The organism is Seonamhaeicola aphaedonensis, from assembly GCF_003386195.1.
Lineage (GTDB): Bacteria > Bacteroidota > Bacteroidia > Flavobacteriales > Flavobacteriaceae > Seonamhaeicola > Seonamhaeicola aphaedonensis.
Map to the genome: position 1 here is coordinate 287,535 of NZ_QRDX01000005.1, position 18,320 is coordinate 305,854.

The 18,320-nt window shown below is 33.5% G+C and carries 15 protein-coding genes; 10 read left to right on the top strand and 5 right to left on the bottom strand.

From position 1 onward, the window contains the following. Positions 1 to 7: 7 nt before the first annotated feature. Both DFQ02_RS10180 and DFQ02_RS10185 read right to left on the bottom strand, forming a co-directional pair. Positions 8 to 2,227 (bottom strand): RelA/SpoT family protein, encoded by a 2,220-nt coding sequence (locus DFQ02_RS10180; protein ID WP_116524321.1) that lies wholly within the window; start codon positions 2,225 to 2,227, stop codon positions 8 to 10. Between the two features lie 76 nt (positions 2,228 to 2,303). Beyond that, positions 2,304 to 2,879 carry a non-canonical purine NTP diphosphatase gene (locus DFQ02_RS10185; RefSeq protein WP_116524322.1) on the bottom strand — a complete coding sequence of 192 codons (576 nt, stop codon included), beginning with the start codon at positions 2,877 to 2,879 and terminating at the stop codon, positions 2,304 to 2,306. 80 nt (positions 2,880 to 2,959) lie between these two features. Between DFQ02_RS10185 and DFQ02_RS10190 the strand changes: the two genes are divergently transcribed. Next, complete coding sequence (locus DFQ02_RS10190) at positions 2,960 to 3,325, top strand: hypothetical protein (protein WP_147297755.1); 366 nt, start codon at positions 2,960 to 2,962, stop codon at positions 3,323 to 3,325. 96 nt (positions 3,326 to 3,421) lie between these two features. After that, on the top strand, positions 3,422 to 3,721 hold the full coding sequence (gene hpf / locus DFQ02_RS10195) for a ribosome hibernation-promoting factor, HPF/YfiA family (RefSeq protein WP_116524356.1): 300 nt from the start codon (positions 3,422 to 3,424) through the stop codon (positions 3,719 to 3,721). A gap of 42 nt (positions 3,722 to 3,763) precedes the next feature. Here hpf and rlmH read toward each other — a convergent pair whose 3' ends face one another. Beyond that, positions 3,764 to 4,237, bottom strand: coding sequence for a 23S rRNA (pseudouridine(1915)-N(3))-methyltransferase RlmH (gene rlmH, locus DFQ02_RS10200; protein WP_116524324.1), 474 nt, complete (start codon positions 4,235 to 4,237; stop codon positions 3,764 to 3,766). 128 nt (positions 4,238 to 4,365) lie between these two features. On the opposite strand from rlmH, the gene nadC reads away from it, so the two are divergent. The 3 genes from nadC to priA all read left to right on the top strand — a co-directional run bounded on the left by nadC (position 4,366) and on the right by priA (position 8,678). Then, complete coding sequence (nadC, locus tag DFQ02_RS10205) at positions 4,366 to 5,226, top strand: carboxylating nicotinate-nucleotide diphosphorylase (protein ID WP_116524325.1); 861 nt, start codon at positions 4,366 to 4,368, stop codon at positions 5,224 to 5,226. A 68-nt stretch (positions 5,227 to 5,294) separates the two neighbouring features. Beyond that, positions 5,295 to 6,221, top strand: coding sequence for a YihY/virulence factor BrkB family protein (locus DFQ02_RS10210; protein ID WP_116524326.1), 927 nt, complete (start codon positions 5,295 to 5,297; stop codon positions 6,219 to 6,221). Positions 6,222 to 6,224: 3 nt separating this feature from the next. Then, positions 6,225 to 8,678, top strand: a complete 2,454-nt coding sequence (gene priA / locus DFQ02_RS10215) for a replication restart helicase PriA (RefSeq protein WP_116524327.1) — start codon at positions 6,225 to 6,227, stop codon at positions 8,676 to 8,678. Between the two features lie 131 nt (positions 8,679 to 8,809). Here the strand turns inward: priA and DFQ02_RS10220 are convergent, their stop codons facing one another. Further along, positions 8,810 to 9,505, bottom strand: coding sequence for a LytR/AlgR family response regulator transcription factor (locus tag DFQ02_RS10220; RefSeq protein ID WP_116524328.1), 696 nt, complete (start codon positions 9,503 to 9,505; stop codon positions 8,810 to 8,812). A gap of 197 nt (positions 9,506 to 9,702) precedes the next feature. On the opposite strand from DFQ02_RS10220, the gene rpsF reads away from it, so the two are divergent. From rpsF to hisS, 5 genes are all read left to right on the top strand, one after another. After that, positions 9,703 to 10,041, top strand: a complete 339-nt coding sequence (gene rpsF / locus DFQ02_RS10225; protein WP_116524329.1) for a 30S ribosomal protein S6 — start codon at positions 9,703 to 9,705, stop codon at positions 10,039 to 10,041. A gap of 2 nt (positions 10,042 to 10,043) precedes the next feature. Continuing rightward, the gene (gene rpsR, locus DFQ02_RS10230; RefSeq protein ID WP_116524330.1) at positions 10,044 to 10,340 is read left to right on the top strand and encodes a 30S ribosomal protein S18; all 297 of its coding nucleotides are present in this window, start codon (positions 10,044 to 10,046) and stop codon (positions 10,338 to 10,340) included. Positions 10,341 to 10,353: 13 nt separating this feature from the next. Beyond that, on the top strand, positions 10,354 to 10,806 hold the full coding sequence (gene rplI / locus DFQ02_RS10235) for a 50S ribosomal protein L9 (protein WP_116524331.1): 453 nt from the start codon (positions 10,354 to 10,356) through the stop codon (positions 10,804 to 10,806). Positions 10,807 to 10,878: 72 nt separating this feature from the next. Beyond that, positions 10,879 to 11,346: a DUF6495 family protein gene (locus tag DFQ02_RS10240; protein ID WP_116524332.1), complete on the top strand. Its 468-nt coding sequence runs from the start codon at positions 10,879 to 10,881 to the stop codon at positions 11,344 to 11,346. 117 nt (positions 11,347 to 11,463) lie between these two features. Continuing rightward, complete coding sequence (gene hisS / locus DFQ02_RS10245) at positions 11,464 to 12,834, top strand: histidine--tRNA ligase (RefSeq protein ID WP_116524333.1); 1,371 nt, start codon at positions 11,464 to 11,466, stop codon at positions 12,832 to 12,834. Positions 12,835 to 13,312: 478 nt separating this feature from the next. On the opposite strand, the gene DFQ02_RS10250 is transcribed toward hisS, so the two are convergent. Beyond that, positions 13,313 to 18,274 carry a M14 family zinc carboxypeptidase gene (locus DFQ02_RS10250; protein WP_116524334.1) on the bottom strand — a complete coding sequence of 1,654 codons (4,962 nt, stop codon included), beginning with the start codon at positions 18,272 to 18,274 and terminating at the stop codon, positions 13,313 to 13,315. Between the last annotated feature and the right edge of the window lie 46 nt (positions 18,275 to 18,320).

The window sequence follows — 18,320 nt, forward strand, 5'->3', positions numbered from 1 at the left end:
ACCTTTTTTATAATCTGGTAACTTTATCGATACCATTAATTTTTTTAAGTTTTTCAATAAGCTTTTTTATAATGGTATTGTTTTTTATGATAAGATTGATTTTTCCTGAAAAAAGCCCATCATTGCTTTCAAAATTTAGACTTTTCATATTAACATGCATGTTAGATGAAATTACCTGAGTTATCTCGTTTACAAGACCTATATGATCAATTCCTGATACACGAATTTTTGCTAAAAATTCGGTTTGTGATGAATCAACCCATTTGGCAGGCATAATTCTATAAGCATAGTTAGATTGTAAACTTAAGGCATTAGGGCAGTTTTTTTTGTGAACTTTAATACCATCTGAAACCGTTAAAAATCCAAATACTTGGTCTCCTGGTATTGGGTTACAGCAATTAGATAGTTTATAATCTAGTTTTTCTTCATCTTTACCAAAAACAAGCGAATCATAGTTAGCTGTGACTTCTTCTCTTTCAATTTCTTCTTTACTAACGTTAGCCTTACGCTTTATTTTACTTTTTATAAAACTCATCAAGGCATTGCTTCTGGAGGTAGCAAAGTTTTTAAGCATGGTATTATCTATGGTGCCAATGCCAACCCTATAAAACAAATCTAAACTAGTTTTTAGTTTAAAATAGTTTACTAACTCATTTACAGAAGATTCATTAAGTGTAATTTTTAGTTGTTTAAGTTTTCTTCTAAGAATTTCTTTGCCTTCCTCACCTATACGTTTTTTGTCTTCACGAAGTGATGATTTAATTTTACTTCTAGCTCTGGCAGTAGTAGTATAGTCTAACCAGTTTGGGTTTGGTTTTGTAGTGTCAGAAGTTAAAATATCAACTTGGTCACCGCTTTTTAGCTCGTGGCTAAGTGGTACTAATTTACCATTAACTTTGGCACCTCTGGTTTTCATGCCAACTTCGGTATGAATACTAAACGCAAAGTCTAATGCGGTAGCTCCTTTTGGTAACGATTTTAAATCGCCTCTAGGAGTAAATACAAATATTTCTTTTGAATAAAGATTTAATTTGAACTGCTCTACAAAGTCAACCGCATTAGTTTCAGGGTTTTCAAGAGCCTCTTGAAGTCTATTAATCCAAGTATCTAAGTTATCTTCTTTTTCTTTACCTTGTTTATATTTATAATGAGCGGCATAACCTTTTTCAGCTATTTCATTCATGCGTTCACTCCTAATCTGTACTTCAACCCAACGTCCTTTAGGGCCCATTACAGTTATATGTAATGCTTCATATCCTGTAGACTTTGGAGATGAAATCCAATCACGTAATCTAATGGGGTTGGGTCTGAAGTGGTCTGTAACTATAGAATAGATTTTCCAAGCAAAGAATTTCTCATTTTCTAAGTCACTTTCATAAATAATTCTAATAGCAAATTTATCATAAACTTCATCAAAAGATACGCCTTGGCTCCTCATCTTTTTTCTTATTGAAAAAATAGATTTTGGTCGTCCTTTAATGGTATACTTAAAGTTTTCTTTATCTAAAGATTTTTTAATGACACTACTAAACTGATTGATGTATTCGTCTTGCTCTTCTTTGCTTTCTTTGATTTTTCCTAAAATGTCAAAATAAACATCAGGGTCTGTGTATTTGAGGCCTAAATCTTCAAGCTCTGTTTTAATATTGTAAAGCCCAATCCTATGAGCTAAAGGAGCATAAATATAAAGTGTTTCCGAGGCTATTTTTTCTTGCTTATCTGGACGCATGGAGTCCATTGTTTGCATGTTGTGAAGCCTATCTGCAATTTTAATAATGATAACCCGAACATCATCATTAAGTGTTAACAGCATTTTACGGAAATTTTCTGCTTGTAAAGACACATCCATGTCTTTTTCTTTACTCATTGATGAGATTTTAGTGAGCCCATCAACAATAGTGGCTACGGTTTCCCCAAAACGTTTTCTTATATCTTCAATGGTGTAATCGGGGCTATCTTCAACCACATCATGCAGAAGTGCAGCTGCAATAGAAGTGCCATCTAAACCAATTTCTTGAGCTACAATTTTTGCCACAGCCAAGGGATGGAAAATATAAGCCTCACCAGATTTTCTGCGCTGGTCTTTATGACCATCCATAGCGACTTCAAAAGCACTTCTTATAAGTTTTTTATCATCATCAGAAAGCGTGGTATAACTTACCTTTAAAAGTTCCTTGTAGGCTTTAGTGATGGCTGCATTTTCTATTTCAATCTCTTGGGCTGTCATCATAGATTAAAAGTAATATAAAGAATAGTAACAGCCAACAAGAAGACTGTTTTTTGTATTGCTTGTAATACTGGGTTTAAGAATTTAAAAAATCTATAAGTTTTTGAACCGCTTTCCCACGGTGACCAATGCTGTTTTTTAAGTTTAAATCCATTTGAGCAAAAGTCTCTTTGTATCCATTAGGCTTAAAAATGGGATCATATCCAAATCCTTTTTCACCTAGTTTTATTTTGGTAATAACACCCTTACAAATACCTGTGAATGTTTTTAATTCATTGTTAGTAATCAAAGCAATAACCGTTTTAAACTGAGCATTTCTGTTGTCTTTATTTTTTAACTCTTTTAGAAGTTTTTTTGTGTTATCTTCAGAATTGCGTTGTTCACCAGCGTATCGTGCGGAATATACCCCAGGCGCTCCGTTTAAGGTATCAACCTCTAATCCGGTATCATCTGCAAAACAATCATAGCCATAGTTTGTTTTTATATATTCTGCTTTTTGAATTGCATTACCCTCAATGGTATCTTTGGTTTCTGGAATATCTTCAAAACAGCCAATATCTTTTAAACTTAAAAGTTTGATGTCTTGTGGAATTAAAGCTTGTACTTCTTTAAGTTTATTTAAATTATTGGTTGCAAATACGAGTTTATTCATTTTAAATAAATGCCTTTTAGCCTCATTAACTTTTTTTAATTAGTTTTATGGAATACAAAGCAAAAATAAAATTTATAGTTATGAAAAAATTAATTGTTTTGTTGTTTATTGTTTTTGGATTAGTAAATCTCCAGGCTCAAAACAGAAAACAAACTAACGCCAACTATGAAAATATTTTTTTCAAAGGCTCTGAAGTTTTAGTCGATAGAATAGTTTATTCTTCTCAATTTGATAGCGCAAAATCTGAGGCTGAATATTTGATAACTATCTATGGTAAGGTAAAAGGCAGTAATCAAGAACTGTGTCATTATGTAAAATCTACAGAAGGTTTGGAGTATTACAAAGAAATTTTTGAAACGAACTACAAAAGAATTGATATATATAACACTAAATATAAAATAGGGAGTAAACCTCATTACAGGACTTCAATTAGAGTTTCATATTAATTCACTCTAATGTTTGTTTAAAATGATAAATATCACTTGATTTATTTACAAAGAATTTTAATTTTATAATATTGTTGAATCAAATTGAAAATGACTATGAATATAAACATTCAATACGTTCATATTGGCAATAGTGATGCTATGAACACCTACGTAACCGAAAAACTAAACAATCTTCACAAAAAATACGATTGGATTATTAAAGCTGAGGTTCATTTTGAAGTAGAGCTAAACGCCAAAGAAAAAGGTAAAATATGTAAAATTGAATTAAGTGCTCCTGGGCCTAGAATTTTTGCTAGTTCTAATGAAGATCAATACGAAGAGGCCGTAAAGAAAACCATAAAGGATTTAGAAATACAACTAAAAAAGCGTAAGCAAGTTTTTAGTAGTCATTAATTATTAAATATTTTTTAAAGCAACCTTATCACTATTATGTTTTTACTGATGGTGATAAGGTTCATTTTTTAAAATGGTAAAACCTCTGTAAAGTTGTTCAATAAAGAATAGCCTAACCATTTGATGTGAAAAAGTCATTTTTGATAATGATAATTTACTGTTTGCCCTTTGGTAAAGAGCTTCTGAAAACCCGTAAGGACCTCCAATAACAAAAACTAGTTGTTTAATACCAGAGTTCATATGTTTTTGAAGGTATTCTGAAAACACTAAAGAACTAAATTGCTTGCCTTTTTCATCTAACAGAATTAGTGTGTCAGACTTGCTGGTTTTGTTTAAAATAAGTTCGCCTTCTTTTTGTTTTTGTTGTTCCTCACTTAAATTTTTAGCATTTCTTAAATCAGGGATTATTTCAAAAGAAAACTTAATATAAAAGCCTAGCCTTTTGATATACTGGCTAATAAGGAGCTGTAATTCATTATTATCTGTTTTACCAATGGCAATAAGTTTTATCGTCATAAAATCAAAATTAAGTATTTGTAGTTGCGAAATTTTTATTTAAAACTAAAATAAATAGCAAATTCATAAATCTAAAATTTAAAAAAGCAAATCTATTTATTATTTTTGTCGCAAACCAACAAAAAAATATGATTACACAAGAGCAGTTTGATCAAGAGGTAAGAGCCATTATTGCTAATGCTATTAGGGAAGATGTTGGAGATGGCGATCATAGTTCCTTAGCCTGTATCCCAGAGAATGCCAGAGGAAAGGCTAAAATATTAGTAAAGGATAAAGGTATTATTGGTGGTGTTAATTTTGCAAAGAAAATTTTTGCTTACGTTGATAAAAATCTGAGATTAGATGTTCGTATTGAAGATGGTGAAGAGGTTACTTATGGAGATGTAGTCATGTATATTGAAGGACCATCACAATCAATTTTAAAAGCTGAGCGTACTGTTTTGAACTCTATGCAGCGTATGAGTGCCATTGCTACTAAAACAAGGCATTTTGTAAACCTTATTAAAGGAACAAATACTAAAATTTTAGATACCAGAAAAACCACACCAGGAATTAGGGTCCTTGAAAAGTGGGCAGTGAAAATTGGTGGTGGTGAAAATCATAGGTTTGCTTTATATGATATGATAATGCTCAAGGATAATCATATAGACTTTGCAGGGGGGATTACCAAAGCTATTGAAACAAGTAAGCTATACTTAAGAGAAACTGGTAAGAACTTAAATATTATGGTTGAGGCTCGAGATTTGAGTGAGGTTGAAGAGATTTTAAGAAACGATGGCGTTTACCGAATTTTACTTGATAATTTTGATTATGAAGATACTAGAAAGGCGGTAAAAATGATTGGAGATAAGTGCTTAACAGAATCTTCTGGTAACATAAATGAAGATACCATAAGACACTATGCCGAGTGTGGTGTAAACTTTATTTCCTGTGGGGCATTAACACATTCGGTTCACAACATGGATTTAAGTTTAAAAGCTATAAAATAGTTTCTTTTCGTTATTTTACTAAGGTCATATTTAATAACTTTGTGTTATCTTTTTAATGCAATTTATTTATGACTAAACCCATTGAAGACAAACTAGAAAAAATTCCAGTTATAAATGTCTTGGTGAGGTTTCTCAAAAAAATTAAACTTCCGGGCTTAGAAGGTTTATCTTTATATGATTTATTGGAACTGTATATTATTGGCATTGCAAAAGGAGCTTTAACAACCCGTGCCAGTGCCATTGCTTTTAGTTTTTTTATGGCGCTGTTTCCGTTTTTGCTTTTTGTACTTTTTATCATTCCTTATATTCCGGTTGAGGGATTTAAAACAGATTTTTTGGGTTTTTTAGAATCGTTTTTGCCACCCAATACTTCGGATTTTTTTATTCATAATATTTTTGAGAATATTGACCAATCTCAAAGAGGAGGCTTATTATCGTCTGTTTTTGTATTATCCATTGCCTTAATGGCAAATGGTGTTAATGCCGTGTTTTCTGGGTTTGAAAATTCATATCACGAACAATTGACTAGAAATGTGTTCAAACAATACATGTACGCACTAGGTATTGCATTAATATTAGCATTCTTACTAATCCTCACCATTGCTTTTTTAGGGTATTTTCAAATATACGTGGTACAAGGTTTGTTGGAGGTATTAGAGGTAGATTCCCAAAATGTGTTTTGGGCTAATTTTGCGCAGTATTTCTTTTTTATAATTATGGTTTATTTGGCCACCGCTACTTTATATTACTTTGGAACCCATGAAGGAAAGCATTCAAAATTCTTTTCAATAGGAGCACTTTTTACCACCCTACTTATTATGTTGTCCTCTTATTTGTTTGGTATTTATATTGAAAACTTTGGCCAGTACAATAAGCTTTATGGTTCTATTGGCGCCTTGTTAATTCTACTATTTTATCTATGGTTGAACGCCAATATCCTATTGTTAGGATATGAGTTAAATGCTTCTTTGAATAAACTACGTAAAAGTTGCTAGTTTATGCTGTATTTTATTGATGTAATACTTCCCATTCCGCTTCAAAAGTTATTCACCTACAGCATAACACCATCAGAGGCCAGTTTTTTAAAAGCCGGTATACGGGTAGCTGTTCCGTTTGGAAAATCTAAAATTTATACTGGTTTAGTATTTAACATTCATAATAATGCTCCAACGGCTTATGAAGCCAAAGAAGTTCATCAGATTTTAGATGAAACTCCTATTGTCAATAAAATTCAGCTAGAATTATGGCAGTGGATTTCCAACTATTATATGTGTACCTTAGGTGATGTTATGCGAGCTGCTTTACCATCGGCTTTTATTTTAGAAAGCGAAACGGTGGTTACTAAAAACTTTATAAAAGAAATAGATGAATCTATTTTAAAGGATGATGAGTTTTTAATTTATGAAGCATTGCATCATCAATCGTCTTTAAAGATTCATGATATTTCAAATATTCTTGATACAAAGAATGTGCTACCAGTAATTAAAAGGCTTATTGAAAAAGAGGCTATCACCGTTGATGAGGAAGTTTATGAAAAGTATAAACCAAAGTTGGTTCGATACGTAAAATTACAATCAAATTTTTCTACCGAAAAGGGGTTACAGAGTTTGTTAGAAAATTTGAGTAGGGCACCCAAACAACGAGAGGTCATCATGACCCTGTTTTCACTTTCAGCTACGACACGAAAACCGGTTAAGGTTACAGATTTAAGTATTGAAAGTAAGGCGTCCTCACAAACCATAAAGGCATTGTTAGACAAAGGTATTTTAGAGGAATACTATATTCAAACAGATAGGGTTCAATATAATGGTACAGATAGTGAAGCTTCTAAAAACTTGAATAATCATCAAGAAACTGCTTTAACGGAGATACGGGGAAGTTTTAATAAGCACAACGTAACCTTACTTCACGGTGTGACATCATCTGGCAAAACCGAAATTTATGTAAAGCTTATTGAGAATATTATTGCTGAAGGAAAACAGGTATTGTATCTATTACCTGAAATAGCATTAACAACGCAATTGGTTAATAGGTTGCAGACTTATTTTGGAGAGCAGGTGGCTATTTTTCATTCTAAATATTCTACCCAAGAACGGGTTGAAGTTTGGAATAACGTTCTTAGCAGTGCTTCAAAGGCTAAAATTGTATTGGGCGCACGATCATCTGTTTTTTTACCCTTTAATAATTTAGGGCTTATAATTGTTGATGAAGAACATGAGCAGTCTTTCAAGCAGTTTGACCCTGCACCTCGATATCATGCAAGAGATACAGCAGTGGTTTTAGCCAGTATTCATAAGGCAAAAACCTTGTTGGGATCTGCTACCCCTAGTTTAGAAAGTTATTTTAATGCAAAACAAGATAAATATGGTTTTGTTGAGTTAACACATAGATATAATAACGTTTTAATGCCAGATATTGAACTTGTGGATATTAAGGATAAGCATAAGCGTAAACGTATGACCGGGCATTTTAGTGATAGGCTTATTGAGGAAATAACCGAGGTGCTAAATAACAAGCAACAGGTGATTCTATTTCAAAATAGGAGGGGTTTTTCTCCTATAGTTGAGTGTAATACTTGTGGGCATTCACCTCAATGCCCAAATTGTGATGTAAGTTTAACCTATCATCGATACAGGAGCCAATTGCGTTGTCATTATTGTGGCTATAATATGGCTATGTTACAAGATTGTATGGCCTGCGGAAGTCCTGATTTAGATAGCAAAGGTTTTGGAACAGAGCAAATTGAAGAGGAAGTGAAATTGCTATTTCCTAATGCTAAAGTTGCCAGAATGGATTTAGATACCACACGGGGAAAATATGGGTATGAAAAAATAATAACTGCCTTAGAGCAAGAAGAAATAGATATTCTGGTAGGTACGCAAATGCTCACAAAAGGTTTAGATTTTAGAAACGTAAAGTTGGTGGGAATTATGAATGCTGATAATATGTTAAATTTCCCTGATTTTAGAGCGCATGAGCGCAGTTTCCAGTTAATGGTGCAGGTATCCGGTAGGGCAGGACGCACAGAAGAGCGTGGGAAGGTTTTAATTCAAACTTATAACCCATATCATACCATTTTACAACAAGTATCAACCAATAATTATATCAATATGTTTAATGAACAAATGAACGACCGATATAATTATAAATATCCACCGATTTATAAGCAGATAAAAATTACATTAAAACATAAAGATTACAATAAAGTAGAAACTGCTTCCATATGGTTTGCAAAGTCTTTAAGACATTTTTTTGGTGATGCTGTTTTGGGTCCTGAATCACCGCCCATAGGAAGAATAAGGAATCAGTTTCATAAAAATATTTTGGTTAAAATACCTAAGAAACAATCGCTTTCAAAAACAAAAGAAGCTATCGTTAAAATAAACAATAGCTTCTTGAGTATAAAAGATTTTCGGTCGGTTAAAGTAATTTTAAATGTCGATAACTTTTAGTTGAATGAAAATTCATTTTTCAAATTTCTAGATAAAACCATTCCAATAAAAATGGGAATCTCACTTTAGTTTCATTTGAATCTAGTTGCTTTAAGAGAAACTGAAACAAGTTCAGTTTAAAAAGCAAGTTTCTAAATGTTATTTAAAGCGTCAACCAATTGCGTCTTTTTGTTTCTACTTAAAGGAATTTCATAAGCGCCCACTTCAACATTTTTACTGTTAAATCTATCAATCTTATCAAGATTTACAATGTAAGATTTGTGTATTCTTAAAAATTTGCCTTCAGGTAGTTCGGCTTCAAAAGCTTTCATTGTAGATAATACAACTAAGCTTGTTTCTTCGGTAACCAATTTAACATAATCACCCAAAGCCTCTATCCATTTAATGTCTTTGATATAAACCTTACGTTTTTTAAGATTGCTCTTCACAAATATGTGTTCGCCTTCTTCTTCGTTGAAGTCCTGAGTTAATCTATGTTGCTCAAGGGCTTTTTCTACAGAAACGTTAAAGCGTTCTCTTGTAATTGGTTTGTGTAAATAATCGGTAGCATCATAATTAAATGCCTTAAACGCATATTCGGTTTTACCGGTCACAAAAATAATTTGAGGTTTCTTGTTTAATACGTCTAGTAGTTCAAATCCGTTTAGAACAGGCATTTCAATGTCTAAAAAGATAAGATCCACTTGGTGCGTATTTAAACCATTTTTCGTCTCTAAAGCACTACTATACTCTGCTATTAAATTAAGCGAAGGGTGATTTTCAACTAATTTAACAATAGAGAGCCTTTGTATCGCTGAGTCGTCTACTACTACACAGTTTAAAGTCATAACATTTTATTATTTCGGTTAAGATATCGACAATAGTACGAAAAATTCGGTTAAAAACCAAAAATCATCGATAAAATGCGTTATTTAACAAAAATTTAACATTTTAAAAACGCATAGTAATTGTTAGGGTTATGCTTGCAATATATGAAATATTTAACTAATTTTGCAGCCAATTTTTAACAATTAAATAGATTTTTATGAATCATTATGAAACTGTTTTCATCTTAAATCCCGTTTTATCTGAAGATCAGATAAAGGAAACAGTAAAGAAATACGAAGATTTTCTTGTTTCTAACGGAGCTAAGATGATAGCTAAAGAAGATTGGGGCCTTAAGAAGTTGGCTTACCCAATTCAAAACAAGAAAAGTGGTTTTTATCACTTATTTGAGTACACTGTTGCTGGTGAAGTAATTGGTGACCTAGAATTAGAGTTTAGACGTGATGAGCGTTTTATGCGTTATTTAACGGTTAAGTTAGATAAACATGCTGTAGCATGGGCAGAAAGACGAAGAGAAAAACTTAAACAAAAAGCTTAATTATGGCATCAATAGATCAACAAGCAAAAGGAAAAAAAGATGGAGAAATAAGATATTTAACTCCGCTTAACATTGATACAAATAAACAAAAGAAGTATTGTCGTTTCAAAAAATCTGGGATTAAGTATATAGATTATAAAGACCCAGATTTCTTATTAAAGTTTGTAAACGAACAAGGTAAAATTTTACCAAGACGTTTAACAGGAACTTCATTAAAGTACCAAAGAAAAGTGTCTGTAGCAGTTAAAAGAGCACGTCACTTAGCTTTAATGCCATACGTAGCAGATTTATTAAAGTAAAATACCGATAACAATGGAACTTATATTAAAACAAGACGTTGAAAATTTAGGATTTAAAGACGATGTTGTAACAGTTAAGAATGGTTACGGTAGAAACTTTTTAATTCCTACAGGAAAAGCTATTTTGGCTACAGTTTCTGCTAAAAAAGTATTGGCAGAAAACTTAAAACAAAGAGCTTTTAAAGAAAAGAAAATCATCGATGATGCTAATGCAGTTGCAGAAGTATTAAAAGGATTAGAAATTAAAATAGCTTCTAAAGTTGGTACTGGAGATAAATTATTCGGTTCTGTCAATAATATTGATGTGGCAGCAGCTTTAGAAAAAGAAGGACAAGAAATAGATAAAAAATTCATCAATGTAATTGGTGGAAATGTGAAACGTTTAGGTAAATATAGTGCCATTATACGTTTACACAGAGAAGTATCTGTTGATTTACCATTTGAAGTTATAGCACAAGCTAAATAATTTCAGATTTAGAATATTTAAAAACCGTTTAGAGACCTCTAAACGGTTTTTTTATTATAATTTGTTTATAAAATGAAGTATAGTAGACTTACCAAAGAACAGTTTGTAGAATTACACCAAGAGTTTATTAACTTTTTGGCAACACAATCCATAACTGCAGAGGAATGGAAAAATTTAAAAGAGAATAAACCCGAATTGGCCGAAACAGAATTAGATGTTTTTAGTGATTTAATTTGGGAAGGCGTTTTAAATACTGCAGAGTATTTAGAACATATATCTGCTAAACATATGTATCTGTTTAAATTGGGCGAAGACAATATGCAAGCCATTGTTGTTAATGTAAAGCATGATATAGATATTAATACAACAGAGGGTTATAATTGGTTGCGAGACAATTTAATGGATGAAAATGTTGAATTTTTACAAGCTCATAAGGAATACTCTGAAGATAAAAACTTAGATAAATTTAAAATGATTGAGCAAGGTGCCATCATAACCAAAGGCGAATTATTTAAGTATTTTGATAACTTGATTAATTAAGTAGGTGCCTTTATTTGTTGATATATTGATTTGAAAAATTGAAAACAGTATTTTTGTTTGAATTCTAAATATTTTGTCATTCCTGCATATATAGGAATCCACTTTTAAATAATTTAAATGGCTCAAAAACCTAGCATACCTAAAGGAACACGTGATTTTACTCCAATTGAAGTAGCTAAACGAAATTATATTTTCAATACCATTCGTGGGGCTTTTGAAACTTTTGGATTTCAACCCATTGAAACACCAAGTTTTGAAAACTCTGAAACCTTAATGGGTAAATATGGTGATGAAGGCGACCGCTTGATTTTTAAGATTTTGAATTCTGGAGATTATTTATCTAAAGCGAATACGGAGGCTTATAATACAAAGGACTCTAATAAACTTACCTCAAGTATTTCAGAAAAAGCCCTTCGTTACGACCTCACAGTTCCTTTTGCGCGTTACGTGGTACAACACCAAAATGAGATTGAATTCCCATTTAAGCGTTACCAAATACAACCTGTTTGGAGGGCAGACAGACCTCAAAAGGGACGTTTTAGAGAGTTTTATCAATGTGATGCTGATGTAGTGGGTAGTGATTCCCTTTGGCAAGAGGTAGAGTTTATTCAATTATACGATACAGTTTTTAAGGCCTTAAAACTTGAAGGCGTTACGATTAAAATTAATAATCGTAAGATCTTATCTGGAATTGCCGAAGTCATTGGTGCTTCCAATAAGCTAATTGATTTTACAGTTGCATTAGATAAACTTGATAAAATAGGAGAGGAGAAGGTAAAAGAAGAAATGCTTTCTAAAGGAATTTCTCAAGACGGAATCTCTAAATTACAGCCGTTGTTCTCATTATCTGGCTCTTTTGAATCTCAAATGGAGAGTTTAAGAACTATTTTAGCAACTTCCAAAGATGGTTTAAAAGGCATTGAAGAACTAGCGTTTATAAATCTAGCCATTTCAGAATTAGGATTAACTACTGCTACCTTGCAGTTAGATGTTACCTTAGCTCGTGGTTTAAACTATTATACAGGTGCTATTTTTGAAGTATCAGCACCCCAAGAAGTAAAAATAGGTTCCATAGGAGGCGGTGGACGCTATGACGATTTAACTGGAATTTTTGGAATGAAAGATATGAGTGGCGTTGGTATTAGTTTTGGTTTAGATCGTATTTATCTGGTTTTAGAAGAACTGAATTTATTTCCTGAAACAGTAAATAAAAGTGTTGAGGTGCTATTTATCAATTTTGGAGATAAGGAGGCGCTTTTTAGTTTAAAAGCCATTAAGGTGTTACGTGAAGCTGGTATTAATGCCGAATTATATCCAGAAGCTGCTAAAATGAAAAAGCAAATGACACATGCCAATAGGCGTAATATTCCATTTGTTGTTTTAGTAGGCGAGGAGGAAATAACGTCTAGCACCTATACTTTAAAAGATATGACTTTAGGAGAGCAATATAAAGTCTCTTTACAAGATTTAATCTCAAAATTAAAATAAAAAAGAGCCCTGAATTTCAGGGCTCATAAGTAATAGTAAAGATTTTTGGTAGATTTGGGATTCTACATTAACTAATTCAAACTAACTAAACAAACTAAAACTAACTACTATTGCTTTACTAAAACGCTCTTTAAGAATTTAGAATTGAATTTACTTTTAATTCCTTTGTTTATGGTTAATAGCTTAATAGCTATATCGATAGCTTGTCCGAATATAATAAAAAAATTAATATAATCGACAAAAAGCTTAAAAAAATCGATGAAATACAATAAAAAAGAAAACCCTAGATGTATTTTGTGGCTCTTTTTATTTAAGTTTATTAGATTCTCCGAAGATCAATATATAGCGTGTTTCTAATCATTTTGTTCAATATCTAGGTGATATTTATCTTATAATAAAAACTGTTTTGATAGGTTTATAAAGCAAAAAGGTCTCGAATTAATCGAGGCCTTTTTCGTTGTATATTATTTTTTAAAGTTTATCTTTTTATAAACTTTTTTGATAAAGATTCTTTCTCATTATAAACATTAATAAAGTAAAGTCCGCTTTCTAAATCATTAACAATAATGTCTTTAGTGATGCTTTCCCCATGTTTTACAATTTTACCTATAGTATTTATTATTCGGTATGAATAGATAGATTCATTTTTGAATTTAACTCTTAATATACCTTCAACTGGGTTGGGGTATATAATAAAATCATCAACAGGTTTGGTGCTATCAGAAAGGTCAGATTTACTGATACTAGTTTTTCCGGTTGAGTTATTTACTCTTCCTGTAATTATAACCTGATCTATATAAACATTATCATTTTTAGCATTTGCATTACATTGAATTCTAAACTGACCATTGTTTACTAAATTGTATTGGGAACTATCTAAGTTAAAAACAGCATTAAAGAATATATTATCATTAAAATCAGATCCGTTAATCCAGTTAACTACTGTGATCCATCCAGAGCCATCATTATATTGTAATAAAACACCATCACCAGATTCCATACCATTAGCATACAAATAAAAGTTAAATTCTACTTGGTCAAATTGGGATAAATTAAATAAAGGAGAGCTAATAGATGATGATATCCCAGAATCTCTTAATTTAATTGATGACACACCTTCATAAGAAAAACTTCCAGAATAATAGAAAACATCTTTTCCGCCTTCAGTCCATCCATCAAATCCGGTTTCAAAATATCCTTCGTGTAAAATAGTGTCACTTGGAGGGCAAGTAGGGCATACAGAACCGCCACAATCAATTCCTGATTCGTCTCCATTTTGAATGCCGTCATTACAAGTTGGTGCAGCTAAAGTGGTAGGTGAAATAGAATTGCTTAGCTCAGAACTATTACCAGCGGCATCTCTTGCGATTACATAGAATGTATAATTGGTGCTTTCTGACAAACTAGTAACTTGGTAATTAGTGCCTGAAACATTTATTAAGAAAGTGGAATCTTGATAAATATCATATCCTGTAACCCCAACATTATCTGTTGAAGCATTCCAACTTAAATCAATACTGTTATCCGTAATATTAGAAGCTGCTAGCTCTGTTGGAATAGTAGGTGGATTGGTATCTATAAATTCATCTGTGGTAACATTTACAGAATTACTTTGTACAGAACTATTGCCGGCTGCGTCTCTTGCAATTACATAAAATGAATAGGAGGTTGAAGAGCTCAAGCTAGTAACGGCATAATTTGTGGAAGCCGTATTGCCAATAAAACTTCCATCTTGATAAACATCATACCCAGTAACACCCACATTATCTGTTGGTGCTGTCCAAGATAAATCTGTTGAGTTAAAAGTAGTATTACTCGCAACTAAATTTGCAGGTGCACTTGGAGCCTCAGTATCTGGTGGGGCTTGGGTAGTAATATTTGCTGTATTACTTTGTGCAGATGAATTACCTGCTGCGTCTTTTGCAATAACGTAAAACGAATAAGGTGTGCTTGCACTTAATCCATTAACTTGGTAAGATGTGCCAGAGACATTGATTAAAAAATTGCTATCTTGATAGATGTCGTATCCTGTAACGCCTACATTATCTGTAGAGGCATTCCATGATATATCCGTTGTAGAATCTGTTGTGTTATTCGCAGCTAAACCAGTTGGTGCCGAAGGAGGTGTTACATCTGGTCCTGTACTTTCAATTGTAATCGTGTAATCTTCTACTTCTCCGTCACTAAAAGATTCACAAGCGGTTGGTGTTCCGTTGTATTTCATGCTTACTCGCATTCTGAAAGAAGTTTCGGCAGCAGATTGCGGTACTGTGAAACTAGTGCTTATTTGACTACTTTTAGTAGGGCTCTGAGACAGTATTTGCTCACCCGAATCATTAAAGTCGCCATCATAATTATAATCTATCCAAACACCATAGCCTTCGCGTCTGGAACGGCCGGTCCATTCTGGAGTTATCGTAACCGTATATTGGGAGCCTTTTTCAACGATTGTTGAAATATTAGTAAAGTCTGAATAAAGCGTTGCTCCAGATGAATTATCAATAGTATTCAACTGAACTCTCCCGATATATTCGCTGCTATTGCTTCCAGAAGTAGAGACACAATAATTAATGCTGTCTGTTGTGAATGTTATTGGTGTACTATATGATGACTCCAATGTATCTGGGCAAACACTATTTACCTGAACTTCGTATTGCGTTGAAGGTGTTAAGTTTGATAATACCACAGAATTACTAGTTGTGTTTTGTGTTATCCATGTCGAAGTTCCACTTTCTCTATATTGGTAATTAAAAGTGGCGTTTTGTACTGTATCCCAGCTTATTGTTGCTGACGATGGAGCTATGTTTGAAGCTGCTAACCCGGTAGGTGGTTGTAAACAAGGAGCTGGCAATACCTCAAAAGATTGTTCGACGTCAGTAGCAGGGTTGTAGGTGGTGTTTCCTGATTGACTTGCCCTAACGGTTACGAAACCAGTTGTACCATTAAGCGTAATGGTATTTCCAGATACCGAAGCAGGTCCTGATACGATGGAGAAGCTAACAGGCAACCCAGAGGAAGCCGTTGCATTCACTTGGAACGGGGCATCGGTTGTAAACTTATCACTAATAGAGTCGAAGGTAATAGTTTGTGGGATATTAGTTGAATTGGTTATGATTCTAAAGTCATCGAATACAAAGCCATCGAAAGTCGTTGTGTAGCTGTCCTGATTGTTTGTAGAATCAGTATTGAAGCTAAACCTAAGAAAAACGTTAGCTTGGTTAAAGAATGAACTATTTTCTGAGGCAGATATAACGATTTCCTCCATAACCCATTTGTCTTGTGTATCGCCATCATAAAGCTGTTCACCATCAGGTTGGAAGTTATTGTTTGTAGAGCTTTTACCCGAATAGGTATTGTTTTCGTTAGGCGCACCTGGTTTGGTATAGGTGCCACAGAGCGGTGTCCAAGTAGATCCGTTGGTAGAAGCTTCAATTTGTACATAATCAAAACTACGTTCTAGATCCCACTTGGCGTTATACTGAATAACAGTTTGTATCAGTCCATTAGTACTGATGGCATTATTTAGTTGTAGTGTTTTGCTTTCATTGTTGTTATATGCACCAGAAGGAGAGTCTGTAATAGCCACTGTTCCAGAAAAGGCGTCATTAGTAGTTCCCCAAGATCCACCAGATGCTGTCCAGTTTGCAATGCCATTGGTTTCTTCATTATCTTCAAAAAGTATGGTTGGCGTATAATATTTTATTACGTTGGCCTCGTATATGATACCGTCGTCATTGCTCAACGCAACTTTAAACTCAATAGCATCATTGGGTTGTATGCTTCCGTCTAGTGTAAAAGGAACAGATACGTTACGTTGCTCAAGAGTAATCATTCCAGACTGAGCAGGAGGATTTGTCAATGAGATGATATTAGAGGATATAGGAGTGAGAGTCAGTGTAAAATCACTATCGGTTTGACCTAGATACTCAATGCCAAAGTTGAAGTTTCCGTTCAAAGACGTTACGTTAGAAGATGTTAAATCAATAATTTTAGCATATTTACCACTAAAGTAAGCCGCTAGGAAATTGGCTCTCATAGCTCTGCGAGCTATATCATCAATAAGAAGCGGGTCAGGCCAAAAGCCACTACCAGTAGATCCGGCTTCAGAGCCACCTCCATTCTCAGGAGTCCAAGCCATGGTATCTTTTCCAGCACCAGGTCCTCCTGTAGAACCCGCTACAGCAGGTCCCATCATCCAGTCGTTCATATTTCCGCTGTTCAGAGCACTAATCTGTGTACTGGGTCCATAGGCATACCGGTTAAAATGAGTCATGTCATGGTTATACTTGGCAAATTCATCTTCACGTCTATCCACCCCTGCAAGATCTAGCGTGGCAGGATCTACTCCCGCATAACCATGTAGCATAGCATTTTTAAAGGAGTGGTGGTTAAGTACTAATTTAAAGTCGTGATCTAGAAAGAAATCTCTAACAATTTGTGATTCATTTTCAGAAAAGAACGAAGGTCCTCTATAGATCTCGCTACATACATTAGTTGATGATCCACCGTTACCCCAATAGTACCCAAAGTTTCTATTAAGGTCTACACCTTCTGATGTTGTACCACAACTACCTCCATAAATATTTCTGTTTTTACGTTGTAGTCCGCCACCATTAGGAGCTATAGCTTCATTATATGCAAGACCATCAGAGTTTACAATAGGAATAAAATAGAGTTCTTGGTTGTTAACCAAGCTAGTAATAGCAGGATCAGATCCGTAGTTTTCTAGAATATACCACATGTAGTACATTAGGTTCATAAGGCTGGACAGCTCTCTGGAGTGTGTCATTCCAGTATAGAGTGTTTCAGGCTCATTAGGTTCATCGATATCGGGATTATCAGATATACGAACATAGTATGTGGTTCTTCCTTCTAACGTAGTTTGTTGGGTAGGAGAGGCATCTGTCTTTACGGATATGATGTTAGGATATAGAGATCGCATAAGGTCGAGTTCTGCCAGAGCCTCAGAGACAGTAAAACAGCCTCCCATACTACCAAGTTTGAAATTGGTAGGTGTTGGCCAATTGATTTCATCACAGCCATTATATTGTCCTATATTATCGAAAAGAATATTAGAGACACTACTTTTACCAAAACCGGCTTTTGCATTTAGACTTGTTTTTTGCGATTCAAGTTCTTTAATAGCCGTTGGGAGATTTTTCGTAGCTCTATCGGCATAAAACTTAGTAAGATCATTAATAAGCACATTATAGGTAATACCCTTATTTTTTAAATTTTTTAGTTCATATTCAGAGAGTTCTAACTGTAGCCCTTGACTATTGATCAAGGCTCCACAAGATAAATCCATACCTAAATCACTTAATGTATGTATGACATCATGGGTAGGGGAATTAATTATAATGCGTTTGTAATTAGGTTGTTGTGCATATACAATACCTAAGCAAAGTATTGAAAAAATAAGGGTCAGATTTCTTTTCATATTAACAAGTTAAGTTAGAGTTATGTAAATTTAGATTTTTATAGTG